Origin of the sequence: Sporosarcina sp. FSL K6-6792 (assembly GCF_038004885.1) — a bacterium.
In the GTDB taxonomy this organism is placed as follows: domain Bacteria; phylum Bacillota; class Bacilli; order Bacillales_A; family Planococcaceae; genus Sporosarcina; species Sporosarcina psychrophila.
Window position 1 is genome coordinate 2,952,656 of the sequence record NZ_JBBOSA010000001.1, and the last position, 22,366, is coordinate 2,975,021.

The 22,366-nt window shown below is 38.7% G+C and carries 19 protein-coding genes; 4 read left to right on the top strand and 15 right to left on the bottom strand.

Annotated features, from left to right (window positions below; genetic code table 11):
- Window positions 1-79: 79 nt before the first annotated feature.
- Window positions 80-781, bottom strand: coding sequence for a response regulator (locus MKZ26_RS14440; protein WP_338654348.1), 702 nt, complete (start codon window positions 779-781; stop codon window positions 80-82).
- Complete coding sequence (locus tag MKZ26_RS14445; RefSeq protein WP_445683425.1) at window positions 771-2,372, bottom strand: ATP-binding protein; 1,602 nt, start codon at window positions 2,370-2,372, stop codon at window positions 771-773. Before MKZ26_RS14445 ends, MKZ26_RS14440 begins: the two co-directional genes overlap by 11 nt.
- An 86-nt stretch (window positions 2,373-2,458) precedes the next feature.
- On the opposite strand from MKZ26_RS14445, the gene MKZ26_RS14450 reads away from it, so the two are divergent.
- Both MKZ26_RS14450 and MKZ26_RS14455 read left to right on the top strand, forming a co-directional pair.
- Window positions 2,459-3,517 carry a DctP family TRAP transporter solute-binding subunit gene (locus tag MKZ26_RS14450; RefSeq protein ID WP_340766611.1) on the top strand — a complete coding sequence of 353 codons (1,059 nt, stop codon included), beginning with the start codon at window positions 2,459-2,461 and terminating at the stop codon, window positions 3,515-3,517.
- Window positions 3,518-4,819 (top strand): uracil/xanthine transporter, encoded by a 1,302-nt coding sequence (locus MKZ26_RS14455; RefSeq protein ID WP_340766612.1) that lies wholly within the window; start codon window positions 3,518-3,520, stop codon window positions 4,817-4,819.
- A 79-nt stretch (window positions 4,820-4,898) separates the two neighbouring features.
- On the opposite strand, the gene MKZ26_RS14460 is transcribed toward MKZ26_RS14455, so the two are convergent.
- Complete coding sequence (locus MKZ26_RS14460) at window positions 4,899-5,789, bottom strand: LysR family transcriptional regulator (protein WP_067204177.1); 891 nt, start codon at window positions 5,787-5,789, stop codon at window positions 4,899-4,901.
- A gap of 123 nt (window positions 5,790-5,912) precedes the next feature.
- Here MKZ26_RS14460 and MKZ26_RS14465 point away from each other — a divergent pair, with 123 nt between their 5' ends.
- Entirely contained in the window at window positions 5,913-7,103 is a 1,191-nt protein-coding gene (locus MKZ26_RS14465) for a coenzyme F420-0:L-glutamate ligase (RefSeq protein WP_340766613.1), read from the top strand.
- Window positions 7,104-8,073: 970 nt separating this feature from the next.
- On the opposite strand, the gene MKZ26_RS14470 is transcribed toward MKZ26_RS14465, so the two are convergent.
- Window positions 8,074-8,415, bottom strand: coding sequence for a zinc ribbon domain-containing protein YjdM (locus MKZ26_RS14470; protein WP_067204173.1), 342 nt, complete (start codon window positions 8,413-8,415; stop codon window positions 8,074-8,076).
- Window positions 8,416-8,573: 158 nt separating this feature from the next.
- Complete coding sequence (gene pdxR, locus MKZ26_RS14475; protein ID WP_340766614.1) at window positions 8,574-9,932, bottom strand: MocR-like pyridoxine biosynthesis transcription factor PdxR; 1,359 nt, start codon at window positions 9,930-9,932, stop codon at window positions 8,574-8,576.
- Window positions 9,933-10,026: 94 nt separating this feature from the next.
- Between pdxR and MKZ26_RS14480 the strand changes: the two genes are divergently transcribed.
- Entirely contained in the window at window positions 10,027-10,614 is a 588-nt protein-coding gene (locus MKZ26_RS14480; protein WP_340766615.1) for a GNAT family N-acetyltransferase, read from the top strand.
- Between the two features lie 140 nt (window positions 10,615-10,754).
- Here MKZ26_RS14480 and MKZ26_RS14485 read toward each other — a convergent pair whose 3' ends face one another.
- The 10 genes from MKZ26_RS14485 to walK all read right to left on the bottom strand — a co-directional run bounded on the left by MKZ26_RS14485 (window position 10,755) and on the right by walK (window position 22,364).
- Entirely contained in the window at window positions 10,755-11,135 is a 381-nt protein-coding gene (locus tag MKZ26_RS14485) for a VOC family protein (RefSeq protein ID WP_340766616.1), read from the bottom strand.
- A gap of 156 nt (window positions 11,136-11,291) precedes the next feature.
- On the bottom strand, window positions 11,292-12,794 hold the full coding sequence (locus MKZ26_RS14490) for a malate:quinone oxidoreductase (protein WP_340766617.1): 1,503 nt from the start codon (window positions 12,792-12,794) through the stop codon (window positions 11,292-11,294).
- Window positions 12,795-13,191: 397 nt separating this feature from the next.
- Window positions 13,192-15,255 (bottom strand): GAF domain-containing sensor histidine kinase, encoded by a 2,064-nt coding sequence (locus MKZ26_RS14495; RefSeq protein ID WP_340766618.1) that lies wholly within the window; start codon window positions 15,253-15,255, stop codon window positions 13,192-13,194.
- Between the two features lie 99 nt (window positions 15,256-15,354).
- Window positions 15,355-15,834 (bottom strand): 23S rRNA (pseudouridine(1915)-N(3))-methyltransferase RlmH, encoded by a 480-nt coding sequence (rlmH, locus tag MKZ26_RS14500; RefSeq protein ID WP_067204158.1) that lies wholly within the window; start codon window positions 15,832-15,834, stop codon window positions 15,355-15,357.
- A 79-nt stretch (window positions 15,835-15,913) separates the two neighbouring features.
- Complete coding sequence (locus MKZ26_RS14505; RefSeq protein ID WP_340766619.1) at window positions 15,914-16,078, bottom strand: CxxH/CxxC protein; 165 nt, start codon at window positions 16,076-16,078, stop codon at window positions 15,914-15,916.
- Between the two features lie 168 nt (window positions 16,079-16,246).
- Window positions 16,247-17,494, bottom strand: a complete 1,248-nt coding sequence (locus MKZ26_RS14510; protein ID WP_340766620.1) for a S1C family serine protease — start codon at window positions 17,492-17,494, stop codon at window positions 16,247-16,249.
- A gap of 130 nt (window positions 17,495-17,624) precedes the next feature.
- Entirely contained in the window at window positions 17,625-18,413 is a 789-nt protein-coding gene (locus tag MKZ26_RS14515) for an MBL fold metallo-hydrolase (protein WP_067204153.1), read from the bottom strand.
- A gap of 12 nt (window positions 18,414-18,425) precedes the next feature.
- Entirely contained in the window at window positions 18,426-19,238 is an 813-nt protein-coding gene (locus tag MKZ26_RS14520; protein WP_067204150.1) for a two-component system regulatory protein YycI, read from the bottom strand.
- Window positions 19,225-20,547 (bottom strand): YycH family regulatory protein, encoded by a 1,323-nt coding sequence (locus tag MKZ26_RS14525; RefSeq protein ID WP_340766621.1) that lies wholly within the window; start codon window positions 20,545-20,547, stop codon window positions 19,225-19,227. The genes MKZ26_RS14520 and MKZ26_RS14525 overlap by 14 nt, the downstream gene beginning before the upstream one ends.
- Window positions 20,538-22,364, bottom strand: a complete 1,827-nt coding sequence (gene walK / locus MKZ26_RS14530) for a cell wall metabolism sensor histidine kinase WalK (protein ID WP_340766622.1) — start codon at window positions 22,362-22,364, stop codon at window positions 20,538-20,540. Before walK ends, MKZ26_RS14525 begins: the two co-directional genes overlap by 10 nt.
- Window positions 22,365-22,366 lie beyond the last annotated feature (2 nt).

Genomic DNA, 22,366 nt, shown 5'->3' on the forward strand with positions numbered 1-22,366 from the left:
CTAATTAATACAAATGATAGCGCTTTCAGTAGGGTGTGAGAAGTTTATGGTCATAACGGCTATTTTGGTCTTTTTGGTCTTACTTTTTTTGCTGATTGGATACATAACGATTTATTGGTCTTCCAACCCCTCCGTATTGGACATCGAGGGTAATGCCACCGCTTTTTTCCAGGTAATCTAAATAGCGGCGAGCTGTCACTCTAGCTATTCCGATTGCACCTGCCACCTCTTCGGCAGAGCGCGGACCGTCTTGGTTCTGTACATACATCGTAATTTCATTTAAGGTGAATTCATTCAAACCTTTTGGTAAATTGTTGCCTGTTATTTTCTTTGAATGCTCGGAGTAAATCAGTAAATCAAGCTGTTCTTGTGAGATCACTTCGGATGCATTCAAGCTTGTCCTGTATTTTCGATATTTCTCCAATGCCTGCTGGATTCGCTGAATTTTAAATGGCTTAATAATATAATCCATCGCACCATTTTGAAGCATGAGCTTAATTGTTTCGCTGTCTTTAGCGGCAGATACGACAATCACATCTGCCTCCAATTTTTGTTTTCTGAACTCTTGTAATGTCTTGATTCCGTCTTTTTTTGGCATATAAATATCTAATACTACAAGATCTGGGCTTAATTCTTTCAAAAGTCTAATTCCCTCTTCGCCATTACTAGCGACGGCCACTACTCGGAATCCTTTTACACTTTCAATAAACTCTCTATTTACTTCTTGAACCATTGGATCGTCTTCAATCAGCAGTACCTTTATTTCTTCTTTACACGTCATACAACTCATCCTCCACTTCCATTGGGAAGGTAATAATGATTGAAGTTCCTTCACCCTGTTGGGATGAAAGGTCAATTTTGCCTCTCCCTTTATCAACGATCTGTTTTATCAAAAAAAGTCCGTAACCGGTACCTTCAGATTTGTTCATCGTAAATCCTTTTTCATAAAGTCTTGGTAGGTATTCTTCGCTCATGCCAGATCCATTATCCTCAACCAATACGGCACACACGTAAGCTGACTGTTCAAAACTAATATCAATTCTTTTATCCTCAGTCTCAATTTGTTCGAACGCCCCAAAAGCATTTTCTAGTAGATTACCTAATAACACAACAAAGTCATGTTGGTCTAGTTGATTGGGAAAGGCGGCAAAATAACTATTTTGATCAACCTCAACAGTTATCCCTAATTCTTTTCCCCTTCTTACCTTGCTTAAAAGGAGACCTGCAACTGCATCATTTTTAATTTTTTCATTCAGAAAACTTGTTACATTTTCTTGTTCTTCCGATGTATTAAAAGCAAGTTGCAACGCTTTTTCAGGTTTCCCAAGCTGAATTAAACCAGCTATCGTATGAAGTTTGTTCATATGTTCATGGCTTTGAACCCGCAATGCCTCTACAAAGTTTTTGACACCTGTTAATTCTTCGGCAAGCTTAGTCACTTCTGTACGATCCTGAAAGATTGCTACAGCTCCAATTAATTCGTTATCCTTTTTAATCGGTATACGATTACTTACGATCACTTTTCCGCTTACCTTTATCTCCTCATTATATACCGCCTTATTTCTTTCAACGATTTCAGGAAGCCTTGTGTCCTTCAGTACATCGCGAATTGGTTGACCTATAAAATTTCCTTTTACATTAAATATCATCTTTGCTTTCTCATTAAATATCGTAATAATTTCTTTATTGTCGATTGCAATAACGCCTTCATTCATTGAATGAAAAGTAGCTGTTCTTTCTTCATGCATTCTCTTAATTTCATATGGCTCCAACTGAAACATCTGTTTTTTAATATGATTAGCAAGCATTGCTGAACCTATCAAGCCAAATAGTAATGTTAATACAACAATTATAAGAATGTCTTTTGTTAAATCACCCATAATTTCAATAAAACTCGGGATTTTATTGCCAACGACGACAACACCGATTTGGTTTAAGTCTGAATCCTTAATCGGTACAAATGCCCGAATAACGGTACCAATCTCTCCTTCTGCCTTTGAAAAATAGATATGCTCCGCAAATGCCGGCTTTTCATCCTCACCTGTCGAGGGTTTTCCTAGCATTTCCTTTACAGGATGAGAATACCGAATTCCATCCATATTCATGACAACAACATAATCCGTATTATTAATGAGTCTTATTTCATCGACAACGGGGTTCACTATTTTCCACCCTATTGGTTCTTGGACTGCTTTTCTTATATCTGATAGTTCAGCTACAGTTCGTGCCGTATTCATAGATCTGATTCTTAATTCTTTTTCCTCTTTTTGTTGAATGTTAGCAATGATGACAATTCCGCCGATCAACAATGAAAAGATAACTACTGCATAAGATAAAGTCATAATTTTCCAACGTATAGGCAATTGTCTCATTTTCAGTTCCCCTTTCCTACTATTCATCTTTACGAATCGCAATTTTCTGAGTATGCTTACACTAACGAAGTAATAGGAGGCTTACGGTGAAAAACATATTTGTTTATATGCTCCTTTTAGGTACTGGTATTGCTATTGTTTTAGGATACTATAATCTATTTCCTCAGAAAGAACTGGTTTATGACGATGATCAGGAAGGACTCAGTGATCAAATCATTTTTAAATTTAGCCATGTCGTTGCCGAAAATACGCCGAAAGGACGTGCGGCAGACAAGTTTGCTGAGCTCGTTAATGAGAAATCAAATGGTCATATAAAGATCGTCGTCTTCCCAAACGGAAGTTTGTTTTCTGATATAGATGATATTAATGCCTTAAAAGAAGGGCAAGTACATATAATAGCTACCTCCACCTCAAAACTTGGAGTACTTTCTCCTGAATGGGGTGTTCTCGATCTACCATTCGCCTTCCCTAATCATGAAGCTATTCACAAAGGAATACATGGGCCTATCGGTGAACACCTGCTAAACTCATTACAAAAAAATGGCATTATTGGACTCGCCCATTGGTCCAATGGTTTTAAACAAATCACATCAAACAAAGGCCCTATTGTTACACCACAAGATCTAAAAGGGCAAAAAATCAGGATTATGAAAAGTGATGTCATTCAAGCTCAATATGATCTATTAGGCGCTAAGGCGCAACAAGAATCATTTAATTCTACCTATAACTTAATCGAAGCCGGACATGTTGATGGCGAAGAGAATACGATTTCAAATATCCATTCTAAAAAGTTCTATAACGTTCAAAAACATTTGACGATCAGTAATCATGGATACCTAGGTTACGTCGTGATGATGGATCAAAAAGTCTGGGATCAGCAAACAAAAAACACGCAGCAAATCCTACTTGAAGCTATGGATGAGACAACTGCCTGGAACGACCGACATTCTATACTAATGAACGAAGAGCAACTTGAACTTATCAAACGTAACTCATCTATTCAGATTCATGAACTAAGTGATGTTGAAAAACAGGAATGGATAAAGGAACTGTACCCTGTATACGATATTCTTTCAACTACAATTGGCAGTAAATTGGTTGAAGATATAAAAGAATTAAGAGCTACTTATAGAGGAGCGGATTGAATGAAAACTAAGTCAGTAGGGGCGTCTATCACTTTACTAGCGGGATTTCAGTGGCTGTTCTTTATGTTTGCCAATACAGTCGTCATTCCTATTTCTGTCGGCAGTGCTTTTCAGTTGGAATCCATTGAAATTGTATCCGCCATTCAACGCTCCTTCATCTTCACAGGAGTGGCCTGTATGCTGCAAGGGCTTATCGGGCATCGTTTAGCATTAATGGAGGGTCAATCTGGACTGTGGTGGGGCGTCATCCTAAGCTTGGCTGCTACGGCCAGTACGATGAATCTCGAACTAACTACGATTGGTGGCAGCATTGCAGTTGGGGTTATAATTTCGGGCATTCTTGTCGCAGTTTTCGGTATTTTGGGTATGGGAGAAGTGTTAAAGAAATGGTTTACACCCATCGTAATGTTTGTTTTTCTCCTATTACTAGCTAATCAGCTCATCACTATTTTTCTAAAAGGAATGATTGGCCTCAATATAGGTGATTCTATAGATGTAAAAGTCGCCTGTTTTTCATTTACTCTCGCCGCACTGACGATCCTTATCCATGTAAAAGGAAAAGGAATTATTAGCAGCTTGAATTTGCTCATCGGAATGACAGTCGGATGGATTGCTGCCGCCCTGCTGTTTCCTGCGGAAGTAACAGAGACAATTAAAACGACCCCTTTCCTTACCTGGTTTCCTTGGGGGCAACCGGCTTTTGAGTGGGGCATCGTCATTACGGTGGTCATTACTGGATTATTAAACACCACGAATACGATTGCCACATTGAAAGGGGCAGAAGATGTTTTTGAACAGGAGACAACTCCCAAGCAGTACCGTGCCTCCTTCTTCCTAACAGGGATGTTGTCGACAGCTTCAGGCGTGCTTGGACTCGTCCCGTATGCACCCTACGCTTCATCATTAGGATTTTTGCAGTCAACTGGAATTCGCGAAAGAGCACCGTTTTTTGTAGGATCCATGTTATTCATCCTCTTGGGATCGGTTCCACAGTTAAGTGCCTTTTTCTCAACAATTCCGCATAGCGTTGGTAACACAGTACTGTTTGTTGCTTATTTACAGCTGTTCCGCTCAGCAATTCGCAACATAGAAGGCCTGACATTCGAACCCACTACAGTCTATCGCATCGCTTTACCGGTGTTATTAGGACTATCGATTATGACATTGCCGGCAACGGCCTTTACAACGATTCCACAGCTTATACGCCCAATCCTTTCGAACGGCATGCTAATGGGGATTTTGACTGCACTTTTTATGGAGCTTTTGCATTATCTCGGTCAACAGAAGCGAGTGATGTCGTGATTAGGACTATTTCCGTTATATCAGAAGTTCCAATCTAACCGTTAATAAATGTGGGTACCGGGTATTGGTGAAAAGTAATTTACAGCTGTTTGCCTTCTACAATCTCAACGAATTTTGTTGAGGCTCGTGATAATGGTACACTTTTTAAAAAGCATACGCCTATACTTCTCGTCGGTATCTTTTCATTTAGTTGTACTTCATATAACAATCCTTTATTTAAATACTCTTGAGAAAACTCTTTTGTTACACACGCTATACCTAAATTTATTTTAGCAAACTCTAATAATAAGTCATGTGAACCTAATTCAAATTCCGGTGAAATCTTTATACCTTTAGAAATCATATAATCCTCTACATACTTTCTCGAGTTTGATTTCGATTCAAGAAAAATTAATGGAAGCTTTACTAATTCATGTAGGCTTAAGGGTTTAGCCAATATTTTCTTAAACCTTTCCCCATAAACAAATGTATCCTGGATATCAATACATGGCTTCAGTTCTAATGTAGGATCGTCAATCGGGAAGTTACAAACAGCAACATCTACTCCACCTGATTTTAAAATCGAACAGAGTTCCAATGTCGTACCATTTACAATCGTAAACTTTATATTTGGATATCTAATGTGAAAAGCCTCCAAATAGGGAAGTAGAAAATACCTTGAAATTGTATCTCCTACACCTATCTTTAATTCACCTGTCGTTAAGTTTTTAAATTCTAAAATCTTTTCTTCTCCGACATGAATTAAATTAATAGCCGAATTGGCGTATTCAAATAGCAGGCTACCTTCATTTGTCAGAGATACGCCTTTTGGACTTCTATAAAAAAGACGTGTATCTAATTCCCTTTCCAACTGCATGATTGCCTGACTAACTGCTGGTTGCGTCATATAAAGATCTTTTGCAGCCTTGGAAAAACTCTCACTTTTTCCTACTTGACAAAATATTTTATATAAATCTAATTTACTAACCATATAAGCACCCCTTATACCGACCATTTGTTATATTAATTTTACTTATACCATTAATGCGTTGTATAGTACAGATAGAAAGTTAGTTAATATAAATATACTTTGTAATATTAAGGAGCGATTCAATTGGAAAGAATAGTTGGAACAGTTGCAAGAGGTCTCCGTTGCCCAATAATAAATCGTGGAGATAATATTGAGGATATAGTAGTAGAAAGTGTGTTAAAAGCTTCCGAAGTTGAAGGCTTTACATTTAATGATAAAGATATTGTTTCTATAACAGAATCCATTGTTGCTCGAGCTCAAGGGAATTATGCAACGATTGATCATATTGCTAAAGATGTTAGTTCAAAGTTTGGAGAAGAAACTGTTGGAGTAATATTCCCTATTTTAAGTCGTAATCGTTTTGCAATCTGCCTTCGAGGTATTGCAAAAGGCGTTAAAAAAGTTGTATTAATGCTTAGCTATCCTTCTGATGAAGTTGGGAATCACCTTGTGGACCTGGACATGCTTGATGAAAAAGGAATTAATCCTTGGACAGATGTTTTAACGGAAGAACAGTTCCGCGGCCATTTTGGTTATAATAAACATGCTTTTACTGGCATTGATTATATTGATTACTATAAATCATTAGTTGAAGAATACGGCATTGAATGTGAAGTTATATTCTCAAACAGTCCAAAAACGATTTTAGATTACACAAAACATGTTCTTACTTGTGATATACACACGAGATTTAGAACTAAAAAAATATTAAAAGCAAATGGTGGCATTAGCGTTTATAGCCTCGATGACATATTAGCTGAATCTATGGATGGTAGCGGTTATAACGAAGATTATGGCCTGCTTGGGTCAAATAAATCAACTGAAGATGATGTTAAACTTTTCCCACGTAATTGCCAACCTGTCGTTGATAATATACAGCATATGCTCAAAGAAAAGACTGGCAAAGATATTGAAGTCATGATTTACGGAGATGGAGCATTTAAAGATCCAGTCGGTAAAATATGGGAACTTGCGGATCCAGTCGTATCACCAGCTTACACACCAGGGCTTGACGGTACACCTAATGAAATAAAATTAAAATATCTTGCCGACAATAACTTTGCCGATTTAAGAGGCGATGATCTTAAAAAAGCTATATCACAATTCATTACCGATAAAGACGATGATCTTGTAGGAGCAATGGAAGCACAAGGTACTACACCAAGAAAACTTACCGACCTTATTGGCTCTCTATCTGATTTAACATCAGGAAGCGGAGATAAAGGTACACCTATCGTCTTTATCCAAGGCTATTTCGATAACTTCACAAAATAAAAATTGCCATAAAAATTACTCAAACACTAAGCGTCCTGAGTACAGTTGCTTTTAGATCGCTTTGGATTGAACGACTCTTATACCAGTACCGAGATATCTTGCTCAATAGGGATGCGACTTCGTCGCATCCCTATTGAGCTTTTTCGGTAATCAGTATGGTGGTCGTTCATCAGTCGCTCTCCAAAGTCAAAGGTACACGAAGGAGGGCACTGAAAAATTACGATTTCCTTCAATCCCGTTGATTTCCGTTTCGAGCGGACGCTTTCCGCGGGCACGGCTTCAGCCTCCTCGTCACTGCGTTCCTGCGGGGTCTTCAGCTCGCGCTGTTCCCGCTGGAGTCGCCGCTCTTCACTACAATCAACTAGTTCTTTCTATAAAAAAGAACTTTTTCATTGGCTTCACACGAAGTTCTAAAGCTTTTTGGACCAGAAGATTAGTGGTTTCTTATCTGGATAAAGGCTGCCAAAGATACAATTTGGGCTGCTCAATTCCTCTCTATAGGATTTTTAAAAAAAATTTAAAGAAGTGTCACTTTCCATAGGGCATCATATGATGTTTGCTAAAAGCAATTAAGGAACGCATTGGACAACGTGCAAACGTGCCCAAAATTGTATCTTCGGGCACTAATAACTTCTGTGAAAAATCATCTATTCTTATTTTCCAAGCAACTGCAATTTTCACTTGAACGTTGTAGGTACGCGACAGGTAACTAATCGCTACAAGATGACCTAGGAGGAACGAACTGCAATTCCTCCCCAAGGGTGTGACTCGGTAAAACTGTCGTGATTATTTTATCCGAAAGCGAGCCGGAAACGAACTAGTCCAAATTAAGGATTTTGCGCCTATCTCACCAGTATCTTGTGCAAGAAAATAGTCAATCAACAGATGTGATAAATGATAAAAAAAGCTAGGCAATGAAAGCCTAGCTTTTTCTATGTGTACAGCCAAGTACTTTGAAGTGAAAAGTAACTTATAACTTTTTAACAAATTCCGTTTTTAATTTCATAGCTCCAATACCATCAATTTTACAATCAATGTCATGGTCCTCGTCAATTAACCGTATTCCTTTTACTTTTGTACCTTTTTTAACGACTAATGAACTTCCCTTTACTTTAAGGTCTTTGATGACTGTTACAGAATCACCATCGTTCAAGACATTTCCATTTGAGTCTTTATAAACTTTTGTTTCCTCACTATTTTCAGCTTCTGCTCCTAAAGACCATTCATGGGCACATTCTGGGCAAACAAAAAGATTACCATCTTCGTATGTATATTCAGAATTACATTTTGGACAATTTGGTAAATTAGGCATAATTTCATTTCCTCCATTCGTTATATGCTTATATCCTCTCACAGTCTTCCCGTATTGACAAACCTTCCTTGAAGCTCTTTATTTAAACCTGTCCTATCTAGAATGCTTGGTAAACATTTTGCTCACAGTTGCGAATGCACGACAAGAATAGCCCCTTACTATCTTTCCTGCCAAACCTTTGCAAGTAATTGAATTCCACGAGTAATGTCCTCATTAGAAAGCCCACCATATCCGAGTAAAACTAAATTAGTTGATTTTACATTGACGTAAGAATTTGAAACTGGATAAATACGAATATGAATTACTTTCGCTAATTCAATAGCATCTTCTTCCGTTAAATCAGCAGGTAACTTTAAAACGATATGCAGACCAGAGCTCTCCCCGATGACTTCATATTCAGGCGATAAATAGTGATGAATTGCCTTTAAAATGGTCCTCTGTTTTTGTCGATAAATCGTCCGCATTTTATCGAGATGTCGTCTCCAATAATCTTCCTTCATAAAGTCAGCAAGGGTAAGTTGGTCCATTCGAGAAACCGTTGACTTTTGAAGTGCAAACTTCTGCTCAAATGGCTCTACAAGCTTGATAGGCAAAACAAAGTAACTCATACGAAGAGATGGAATAAGTGTCTTTGAAAATGTACCAAAATAAATGACTCTCTTCATTTCATCAAGCTCAGCAAGTGAGGGTATAGGTTTTCCTTTATAGCGAAATTCGCCGTCATAATCATCCTCAATGATGTAAGCATTGTTTTGATGGGCCCAATTAATTAACTCAATTCTTCGTTGTATCGGTAAAATCATTCCCAGTGGAAATTGATGTGCTGGCGTTGTGTAGAGAAACTGATGTGATTTCCTCGGAACAGTCACTCCTAATTCATCTACAGGAATCGCTTCATAAGGTATTCGCTGTTGTTCAAAAACCGCTTTAGCACGAATAAATCCCGGGTCTTCAATAGCAACAGACGCTGCTTCATGGAAAAACTGACAAATCATATGCAATTGTGTCTGTGTACCACTACTAACGAAGACTTGCTTCGGCGCGCATGATACACCACGAGATTGTTGAACATAGGCAGCAATTTCTTGGCGTAGGCGCCATTCACCTTGCCAAGGACTTATGGTAAATGAGGCATCTCCTATATGTCGACTCAATAGCTTTTTCCAAGTCTTAAAAGGAAAAACATCCTTCGCTACATGGCCTGAGTGAAAGTCGATGTCGATTTCAGCAATTTCGGGGGGTGAACTATAAAGTTGCTGTTGTTTCGGAACAAGACGCTCATAATCATAAGCAGCAACAAAGTAACCAGATCGCTCTTTACTTTCGATATAGCCTTCAGCTATTAGTTGAGCATATGCTTCCTGAATTGTATGCACACTAACACCTAAATCCCTTGCAAGTTGCCGTTTTGAAGGTAACTTCGTATGTAGGAGAAGATGATGCTGTATGATTTTTTCTCTAATTTGCCTATATATTTGAAGATAATACGGGTCATCTCCATTGAATGACAACTCCATAAAAATCACTCCCCTGGTATGGTTGCTTTTATACAATTTGGTACTTCTAATCATATCAAAGTTAAGGTGTAATGAAATAAAGGAGTGATGGTTCATGGAAACTATTCAATTATACGGAGATGCTGTTGTTTTAAGACCAATGACCAAAAATGATGTAGATGGCATATATGCATGTTGCCAAGACGAGCGTATTTGGACGCATATGTTGGATACATTAAAAACGAAAGAAGACGTACAGACCTATATTGAACAGGCATTAGTTAATCGGGAAACAGGAACGGAATACCCTTTTGTCATCGTGCTGCGAGCAACAAATGAAATAATTGGCTCTACGCGATTTTCCGATATTGCCACTGCACATAAACGGTTAGAAATCGGTCATACTTGGCTGCATCCGTCATTTTGGCGCACAAACATCAATACAGAGTGTAAATACTTGCTGCTATCTTACTGCTTTAATCAACTACAGTTTCAACGAGTACAACTTAAAACAGGTCATGAAAATAGCCAATCTCAAAAAGCTATTGAACGGATTGGTGCTAAAAAAGAAGGGGTTTTACGTAATCATATGATTAGACCTAATGGAACGGTGCGACATACGGTTATGTATAGCGTAATAGAAGAGGATTGGCCTGAAGTAAAACAGCGTATAGAAGGCTTAATGGAGAGTTATCAAAAATAAACCCGTACTTTATCGAGTAGGAGACACCACATAATTCTCTCAAGGGTTAAATAAATATAAAAGGAAGTATTCCAATACAAAAACGACTAAGAAGTATGTTCTAAGTCGTTTTTGCACTTATTTTTTCATTAGTCAGAAGCTCACTTTCTTTCCAAAACCGCAAAGTAATTTCCTTCATTATCCGCAAAATTAAATACTCTGCCAGAAGGCATCGTTACCATATCCCCAACCGTGATCTGTTTTTCTGAAAAATCTTTATATAATTCATCAAGATTATCTGAGAAAAGCAGTAATGAAGGTGTTTGAAGATTTAATTCCGGCTGCATTTTAGCAATGAGTTCCTTATTGTGAAGTATGATAGTTGTTTCCGCATCCTTAGTTGGAGCGATTTCAATCCATTTCATTCCTTGGCCATTATCTTCTTCTGAAATGACGCTAAATCCTACCTTTTCCGTCCAAAACTTCACTGTCTCATCTTGGTTATTGACATATAACATAATTTGACCGATTTTTGTAATCATATTGTTCACTCCCTATCAGTAATTTGTTTTGTGTACTAACGACAAAGGTCTCCGTGACCATCTAGCTAAGGGGTCTTGAAAAAAGAACCTTCAATCCAAAGACAGATTAAAGGTTCTATATTATAGTTCATCTCGATTGTTTCTATATCCAAAGAATTAGCTTTGGTCCGGCAAGTTTTCGCTTAGACCAAGCGCCTGCGCTGTTGAAGCATGCATTTCGTGCAAAAGCTCTGGATTTTCCATTAGCGACATGCCATACGAGGGAACCATTTCTTTCAATTTTGGTTCCCATTCTTCGATATGTTGTGGGAAGCATTTTTTAATGACCTCAAACATAACGTGTACGGCAGTAGAAGCACCCGGAGAAGCGCCTAGCAATGCTGCAATCGAGCCATCTGCAGCAGTGATAACTTCCGTACCAAATTGAAGTGTTCCTTTACCGCCCGCCTCAGTATCTTTGATAACTTGTACACGTTGGCCCGCTACTACAAAATCCCATTCTTCAATTTTGGCATTCGGGATAAACTCTTGTAACTCTTTCATGCGTTGTTCTTTCGATAACATAAGTTGCTGGATTAGGTACTTTGTCAATGACATTTCTTTTGCGCCTGCGGCTAACATCGTCAACACATTATTTGGTTTGACAGAAGTTATTAAATCTAACATTGAACCCGTCTTTAAGAACTTTGGTGAAAAGCCGGCAAATGGTCCAAATAGCAATGACTTTTTATTGTCGATAAATCTTGTGTCCAGATGCGGAACGGACATTGGTGGAGCGCCAACCTGCGCTTTTCCATATACTTTTGCGTGATGCTGCGCCACAACATCCGGATTATTACATACCATGAAGATTCCGCTTACTGGGAATCCACCAATATGTTTTCCTTCAGGAATACCGGTTTTTTGTAGTAGATGCAGACTTCCTCCGCCGCCTCCGATAAAGACAAATTTTGCAGTATGGCGTTCGATGCTACCGCTATCGACATTCTTCACTTTCAATTCCCATGCGCCATCATTTGTTCGCTTAATAGCATCAACACTATGTTTGTAATTGATATCGACATTTTTATTCTGTAAGTGGTCAAACAACATGCGCGTTAAAGCACCGAAGTTGACGTCCGTTCCGGTGTCGATTTTTGTTGCTGCTATCGCATCATTTGATGGGCGGCCTTGCATAATAAGCGGAATCCATTCCATCAATTTTTCTGGGTCAGCGGAAAATTCCATCCCTTTAAACAACGGGTTGTTTGACATCGCTTCAAAACGTTTCTTTAAAAATGCTACATTTTGTTCCCCTTGTACCATGCTCATATGAGGCAATGACATGATAAAGTCCTGCGGATTGTTGATCAACTTATTGTTTACAAGATATGACCAAAACTGCATTGAAAGCTGAAACTGTTCATTGATTTTTATAGCTTTGCTAATATCTACAGATCCGTCTGGTTTTTCACTGGTGTAGTTAAGCTCACACAGTGCCGCATGGCCAGTTCCTGCATTATTCCATTCGTTAGAGCTTTCCTCCCCCGCATTTGCGAGCTTCTCAAACACTTTAATATTCCATTCTGGTACTAATTCTTTTAGCATTGTCCCCAAAGTCGCACTCATAACTCCGGCACCAATTAAGATAACGTCTGTTTTAGTTTTTTGGTTACTCATTTTTACCATCCTTTATACCCTAGTATTCGCAGAAAGGATGTAGGCGCTCCTGCTTAGGCGTTATAGCAAGCTAAGGAGTGACCTAGACACATATCTTTTCTGTCTCAATTTTTACAATTATTCATGGATCGGAATAACTTCTATTATATAGTAGTTATAGTCGATTTAAAAGATAGTAAAGCCGAACGTCTATAGGAACACTCAAAAATCCACGGCTTTACCCTAGCTCCTTGCAAAGGGTAAAGCTCTTGTTTGCCGTTACCAGTGGATCGACACTTCAAATTTTACTTCCACGACTAATCTAAAGTAGTTTTTTTATGATTAAATTTAATTTAATCTTGAACAAATGAACACCTCTATAATCTGAGTGAAGGCATCTCCTAACACCATAGCGAATTCAACGGAGTCCTATGTAGGTGTCAAATTTAACAAAAAAAGTAGTTCCTTCAGATCCTGTTTGAATTTCAATTTTTGCGTTATGACGGGCAACAATGGCATAACATATGCCTAAACCCAATCCAGTACCATTATCCTTAGTTGTGTAGAATGGAGTACCCAATTTCTCTACTGTCTGAGGACTGATACCTTCTCCTTGATCCCGTATTGCAAGAACTACACAATTTCCATCTTCCTTGTAGGTGCTGATGGATAGAACTTTCCCTGTGCTCATTGCTTCAAGGCCATTACGATATAGGTTTATTATTAATTGTCGGATCTCATTAGGATTTAAAAGTAGTTCTGGGATATCTTTCATATCGAATTGAATAAGTTTATTTTGATTACATGTATCGATTTTTATCAAAGGAGTAATATCACGAATAATTGAATTTAAATCTAACATCTCTAAATCAGATGTCCTTGTATTACCTATTGAAAGAAATTCAGTAATAATAGAATTTGCCCGGTCAAGTTCTTCAATCATTAAATTAAAGTAACCATTATGTTTTTCAAATTCGCCTTCTTTTTTTAATAACTGCAAAAACCCTCGTACTGTTGTCATTGGATTTCTAATCTCATGACTAATACCTGCCGCCATTTGCCCTATTAAGTCTAAATTTGATAACCTTTTCAATTCTTGCTCATATTTCTTTTTTTCCGTTATGTTTTTTAGAAGACAGCAGATCCCCTCGTCATACGGATAAGCGACTGCTTCGTACCAATACTCATCAGAGGTTGAGAGGTATTCGAAATGTACTGATACTCGCTCTGACATTGCACGATGAAATTCTTTATACATGACTGTATCCACACTCTTCGGGAAAACCTCCCAAATATTCTTACCTAATACATCTTCTGCTGTTTTCTTTTGTGGTATATATTGATGTTTATTTAAATAGATAAATTCCCATTCTTTATTCAATGCAAAAAATCCATCCGTAATACTTTCAATAACACTCGTAACTTTTTCATTAGCGGTAGCTAATTCGCTTGTTCGCTCTTCCACCATGTTTTCAAGTTGGTCCATATATAACAAGTTTGAAAACGTAGGGGCTGTGGCGTCAACTATAGATTTTGCTAGTTGAATTTGAGATTTATCGTAACTATTAGCTTTCTCTTCAACATTAACAACTGCTATTACCCCTAATACTTCTCCCATTGAAACCAACGGAATCATAAGTAGATACTTACTTTCTTCATTCGGGCCGGAAATTACACTTTTTGTTTTAATAACCTTTTGCATCAGGGTTTCAAAGCTTTGATCCATTCTTATGCTTTTAAGGTTCTCAATCCAATCTGCCAGTGTCCACTCACAGTCTTTACTTAACTTCGTTAATCTAATTGCTGTATTTTCTAACGGATCTAGAAGATATGCAGCAATACTTTTCCTATCTAAAACTTTTCCTAAGTAATAAAAACATTTATCGAGACATTCTTCTACAGAAGAACACATCGATAAATCACGTGTAACATTAAGTAATAATTGCTTTTCAGCAATAAGGCTTTCCTTTTGTTTTAAATTATTTGCGTTTTGAATTGCGACTGCAGCCATATTCACATAAGCTTCAACACTTTGAATTTCTGACTCTGTTAAGTTCATTGGTGTTCCATAATCAAATAAAAAAACCAGACCAAACAACTCGTGCCCAAATGCAATAGGCAGAGCTAATAAGGATTTAATTTGGAAGGCTTCAACTGATCTCGGATCCGGTCGATTATCCTTTGAGGTATCAGGGATGTAGATGGTTTTTTGAGTTTCAATAACTTCTTTGGCTAGTAAGTCAATTTCAACATCTATTACCTGCGTATCAAGCGTTATCCCATTTATAACTTCTGGTTTTCCTGCAAACCCTCTGAATGTTCCATCCTTCTGGGGTAAATAAATACCAACAGAGTTACATTGAACAACCTCTTCGGATATTGCCATTGTTACCCGCTGTAATACTTCACGTAGTTCTAACTTTGTATTTATTATTTTGGTTATGTTCGCAAGCCTAGAATATCTCGTCTGTTCACTTAACATTCACACGGTCCCCAATCATAGGCATTATAAATTTCAGTTAAAAATCAGGATCTATACGTTACGTTATTTTTATCTCTCATTTCATATAAAAAATCTCTTTTACTTATGATACGGTTCGTTCTTCATTATCCTGAAAGCCCTATATACCTGCTCCAACAATATCAGCTTCATCATCTGATGTGGAAACGTCATTTTCGAAAAGGACAGTAATTCATCCGCGCGTTTTATCACACTGTCATGCAGTCCTAGTGATCCACCAATAACAAATGCCACCTTACTACGTCCGTAGGTCATCAACGACTCCAAATCCGCCGCTAGCTCTTCTGACGTCTTCATCTTACCTTCAATCGCAAGTGCAATCACATACGTATCCGACCCAAACTTCGCCAGAATTCGCTCCGCTTCTTTTTTCTTCACAATTTCCATATCGGCGTCGCTTAATGATTCAGGTGCTTTCTCATCCGCTACTTCGACTATATTAACTTTTGCATACGCGCCTAATCGTTTTGAGAATTCCTCAATGCCCATTTTTAAATACTTCTCTTTTAATTTACCTACTGTCACAATCGTTATATTCACAAGTTATCCACCCTTTTTTATTTATTACAAACAAAACTTATGCACATATCCACAACACTTATCTACATCTTGTGTCCGACTATTTGTTCACCACAACATATATCGAAGGCTCTTCACAGTAGTTGCACTTTGTGGATAACTTTTCTTCCTCCGATACAACTTCCATGATTGGAAACTTTCCTTGCTCCGCTACAAAAACGTCTAAAGCATGGTTTATATGAGTTTCACAGCTATAAGTATTCATTTCTATCCCAACTTTCAGCTTTTTTATTTCACACAAAGTTATTCACAAATATTTAGATTTATCCACAAACAGCGAATACAATAAAAAAACGGGTATAATAGCTAGCTGTTAGCTATTATACCCGTTGTGGATAAGTTTTTCATGGTAATCTGTGTATAATTTTTATTACTAGAATGAGTTACCGTCTTTTAACACCATTTCAATTTCAAGCAATTGACCATCGCGATACACTTTCATTTGCATTGCGTCGCCTACTTCTTTCGAATTATACAGATGTTTACGCAAGGTGACCATGTCCTCAATTTTTTCGCCATCCATTTCAACGATGACATCATACTGCTTTACACCAGCAAGTTGGGCAGGAGAATTGCTCATTACTTCATTGATGACAACCCCGTCTGTTACATCCACCGGTAACTTTAGCATTTCCCGTTGTTGTTGAGCTGGTATACTTCGAAGATCGAGTAATGTAACACCCATTGTCGGACGGTTTACTTCACCATGTTCTTCAAGTTGATCAATAATCGGCATTGCAAGATTGATGGGGATCGCAAGTCCGATTCCTTCAACCGTTGCCTCCGATACTTTCATGGAATTGATGCCAATAAGCTGGCCAGCAAGGTTAATTAGCGCGCCTCCCGAGTTACCAGGATTAATGGCGGCATCGGTTTGTAAGGCATCTGCAAACCAATCTACTGTGCCATTTTCATCAAAATCAATTGGAATCGAACGATCTTTTCCGGATACAACGCCAACGGTTACCGAACCTGAAAAACCTAGACCGAGCGGATTACCAATTGCAATGACCGTTTCACCGCGTTTCAAAGCATCTGAATCCCCAAAATCAATAACTGTTTTAACAAGTTTAGCGTCAATTTCAATGACAGCTAAGTCAGTCCACATATCGCTACCAACGATTTTTCCGTCTGTCTTCGAACCATCATCGAAAGTAATTTCAAGTTCTTGTGCACCTTCTATAACGTGATGATTCGTTACGATATATGCTTTGTCTCCTTGTTTTTTATAAATGACACCCGAACCTGAACCTGTTTCCCTTGTCGTTTCTACAGGCGACCAAGGATCACTAATTGTCTTCAAATTCGTTACGCCAACGACTGAATCCGCCACTTTCTCGACAATGTCAGTAACGTCGTTATTTACATCAAGAGATATGCGTTCTGTTTGCATAGCATCGACCTTCTGCTCCGAGCCATTAACCAGCGACTGTTCCTTTGTACTACTTTCGCCTTGCATGATGAACCATACAAGTAATGCACCGATTACAACTCCAATGAAGCCGGATATGAATCCGCCTCTTCTTTTTGGCGGCTTTTGACTATGTCGCGCTGTACTTTCCGGCATAGGAGCAGAAGGTTGCGGCTCTCCATTCGCCTGATTCTGATTTAGTTCGTCCATACGCCTCTCCCTCTCTAATGATGATGTCATTGTAGTTAACATTACCCTATTTCAACCGTTTCAAAATAAAAAACCTTACCTTAGCAAGGTTTTTATACAATCCCCTGAAGGTAAGGCTAGAGACATTACTCTATACTGTGACAAGTTCAGTCGGCTGATCTGCATCTGTATCATAGAGATGAACAAATTCACCTGTCCTGATACCGCATGTTTCCAGCGTCTGTGTAACACTCATCCTTGCAAGATCTTTCATATTATTATCTTTACTTAAATGTGATAGATAGATTCTCGTATCTTTTTGATCGACAACTTCACTCATTGCAACCGCAGCATCTTCGTTAGATACATGTCCAACATCACTCAGAATTCGTCGTTTGACGGACCAAGGATAGCGTCCTACCTGCAGCATACTAACATCATGATTGCTTTCAAAGACAAAAGCATCTGCACCGCGGATGAACCCTTTCATCCTATCACTCACATAACCTGTATCTGTAATGACCGCCAATTTTCGGCCATTCTCATGGAAAACATAAAACATCGGATCCGCTGCATCATGCGAGACAGCAAATGACTGAACATCGAGTGAACCGAATGATTTTACCGTTTCCATATCAAATTGAAAGCGCTGCTCGAGCGGAATATTGCCAACAAGACCGTCCATCGCCTGCCATGTTTTTTCATTCGCATAAATTGGTGTGCCATATTTCCGTGCGACAACACCAATCCCTTTTATATGGTCACTATGCTCGTGCGTTACAAAGATACCGTCCACTTTTTTCATAGAACGATCAATGCCAGCCATTAAACTGTCCATCTTCTTCGCACTAAATCCCGCATCCACGAGAAAAGTATGTTCATCACTCTCTATAAATACCGCATTGCCGCTACTGCCGCTTGCGAGGACACTAAAACGCATTGCAAAAACCCCTTATTCATTCTCTTCTTCCAACGGTTCTTGCTGGAATTCTATAATCATACCTTCAATTGCATTGATGAAGTAATCTTCTTTTACCCCATCCTTCAATTCTACACGTACATGCCATGTCGGAGCAAACACTTGGGTTTCCGATACTTGAACATGTGTCGAATAACCGAGCTTCATAGACTTTACCTTGGAATCTTGTTTCAAGTGCCCGTTTGAATACAAATTACCGATTGCCTCTATAGGGGAAAGAAGATCTTTTTTACGATTAAAGGTACCGAATTCATGCAGCATACTTTGCTCATAGTTTGTAACCTCCCCCTTGTCATTCCAATGCAATACCAGCTTCGCATTACTACTGAAATAAATGGGATTGTCCTTCACTTTCTGAAAAAGCAAAGCTTCCTGCGCCTCTTCATCTACGTCCCAAAGTTCGTACTCAGCACCGTTTAATACATACTTAGCGAGAATCTCCGTAAAATCAAAATCGCCTTTCGTATTCATCACACTGACAGGATCGTCCAATTTTGATTGAAGAAATGTTTCGTCTGAGATTTCGACTTTTTGATTTTCAAGTTTGTTTATCTGTTCATCTATAAATATCATAGACTTTGCGGACACATAAGACGGATCGTTTTTATAGGGCGGTAGTTGATCATACGTAACGTTGTCCATCTTCAGCAATTCCTCGATTGGTGTTTTCCCCATCACCTGAACATTTTGCGCATCTGTAACCTTGTCCACATAAAGTAAGTAAAGGAAAACGTTCACGATTGAAAATACGATAATAAATATCGTTTTCGACTTATTCCAATCCAATCAGTTCACCTCCTAAAATTTCAGGTGAAAAGCGGCTCCAATTACCATTAATCAAGTAAAACCAGGCCGGCTCCATGATGAAAAGTCCTGGCTTATATTTCATAAAGTAACCCGGAGTTATTTCCTCGACAGCACCAATATCCACCATATCCGATTTTCTAAGACTTTCGGCAATATCAATGCCTGGTGGAAGAAGTTCAATTTCTGATTTTGCTGGATTTGAAGAATTGAGTCTATAGTACGGTCTTGCATAACTGTATATCCGATTTTTTCCCCACTTCGGCAGAATTTCAGCAGAAGAACTGGAATCTGTATAGACAGGTAATCCGTGCAGATATAACCGGAATCTTACTGATCGGGTCTCGGCATCCATGTAAGTAAATCTAAATTCGTCTGTCCATCCGCCGTGTTCATTAACAAAGTTGACTGTATTTATCAGTAACTCTGAGGGAATTGCAAGTTCTTGACTTTCTGCATTTGGTGAAACATAGTTCAGTGTTTTCTTCTCTGTATAAACATTCATCATTGCATGATCGTCAGCAAGTTCTTCAACATGAATTCCCACTTGGCTATTCCGTACTGCATTTACATCACTGAACAATGCATCACGGAATTTATTAATGGATACTTCATCCTCCAGAAAAGTGTACTTAATCGTTTCCACGGGCTCTACTGAGACTACGAGATAGGAAGAACTATCAGGGTTTACTTCTCTGTATTCTTGTAGTTCTCGCCCGACTGTTAATATTGAATTATCGAGACTTTGATAATCCTCTGCCTTCACTTTTGCGCTATAAAGCTTCTTGTTTTCTTTGCTCACGAAGTAGACAGTCATCGCAGTATTGTCCGGCTTCCATTCAACTACAATCTGGTTAAATGAAATCTCGGGCGTCGGTGCTTCAATTTTCAAAACACTGTCATAGACAGACAAAGGAATTTCACTTTGAAAGAACACTGTAAACCGGTTAGGCTTCCGTAGCAAAGTACTTATATCCTCTGAAGTAAAGTTTTCTTCCACTGTGGTGATTTCTGTTATTTTCCAGTCCGTTATCTCTTCCATAATACGATCGATTTTATCTGAATCAGTTGTTCCTTTCAAAGCATCGTCAAAATTAAAGACCATTTTATATGGTTTTATAATTTCATCAATTCTCTTTTTATCGCCTATAGAAATATCTACGGGCGGGAACTGCTCAATGGTTTCATAACGCGGTGAGTACGTCCAAATAGAAAATGTTAGTATGATACTGAGAGCGACAAGTAGGATAAGTACAATCGATTTGACAGTTTCAACATATTTCAACCCCACTCACCGTCCTCCTGAAGTTCAAACGGCAACGTAAAGAATATTGTCGTTCCTTTTCCTTCTTCGCTTTCTGCCCATATTTCTCCTCCGTGCGCCAAAATCATTTCACGGGCAATTGCAAGACCTAGTCCTGTACCGCCCATCGCACGGGATCTTGCTCGATCTGCTCGATAGAATCTGTCAAAAATACGTTTAACGTTCGCCTGTGGTATTCCCATACCATCATCCGAAATCATTACTTTAATAAAGTCTTCGGACATTGTAATGCCAAAACGGATATCTCCGCCGTCCGGTGAGTATTTTAACGCATTTGAAATAATGTTATCTAGCACCTGGGTCATCTTATCCGTATCGATTTCAACAAACAGTTCGGAGGAAGAGAGAAGGCGTATAAACTGGACTTCTTGAGACTTCGAAAATTCAAATCGACCAATGATCGATTTGAAAAAATAATTGAATTCAACCCATTCTTTATTCAAGTCATAGTCCCTGCTGTCCATGCGTGATAGCTTCAACAAATCGTTAACAAGACGAATCATCCGCTCAGTTTCAGTCTGTGTTACGTGAAGGAAGGATGGTGCAATCTCCTCATTCTTCCACGCCCCGTCAGCAAGCGCCTCCAAATAACTGCGCATTGTTGTAAGTGGCGTACGCAATTCATGCGATACATTTGAAACAAACTCACGTCTTTCCATATCGATTTTCTCTTGTTCTGTATTATCGTGTAAGACAACAATAAGGCCATTCACAAAACCAGTTTCTCTTTGTGTAACGGAAAAATTTGCTCGTAAAATATAAGGCTGATCTTCCGTACTGAAATCCAGTGCAATGGATTCCTTTACTTGGATTAAATCCTCAAATGCATACTCCTGCTCAAATCCAAGGATGCTAGATATCGGTCGGTTCAAGACCAAATCCCGTGTTAGTCTTAGCATAAGAAGTGCGGAGTCATTAATAAGGCTGACGCGACCTTTTCGATCAGTTGCAATGACGCCATCAGTCATATTCTCTAATACGGAAGCCAGTTTCCGCCGTTCACTTTCAGTCGATGACTGAGATTCTTGTAATTGGTTCGTTAAATGATTGAAGGCTATTGCAAGTTGGCCCATTTCGTCATTTCCATATACACGAACCTTTCGCGAGAAATTCCCTTTCGCCATCGCTTGAGCCTGGCGCCTCATATCAGATATTGGTCTTGTCATCGTCTGTGCGATTAAAATACCAAGAATGATTGTAATAGACAACGAAACAGCTACCCCGCCGGCTAAAATACGATTTACTTCATCGATTTGTTTAAACACCTTTTCAATGTTTGCCTCAAGATAAAGTATGCCTTTTACTTCATCTCCAACAACAATAGGCGTTGCACGAACCAAAATTCGTTTTCTTGTTTTCCGGTCAAGATTAATAATGTCATATGGAGTTTTCGACGCATTTGACTTCCTCACAATGTCGTCCGCCGAACGCTGTCCAACCATAGATATATTATTTAAGGCTGATGTTGCAAGAATAATATTCCCCGCATTAATAACCCGTACTTCATTGATATCTTCCGATTTAAAACTCGAAAGGACGGCCTGAAGACTCTTCTCAAGTGTCATCGGGTCGTCCGCAGCTCGTTTTTTCATCATTTCTTCACGCACACTGAATTCGACCAAACTCATCCTATCATCAATCGATGTTGTGAAGTTAGATTTCATGTTCTGTTCGAGCTCGCGTGCAAAGTACAGCCCGATTATTTCCATTGCAATTAAAATCAGCATCACATAGATTAAGACAAATTTAACGTGGATAGATCGAAAAAAACCAACTTTTTGCATGA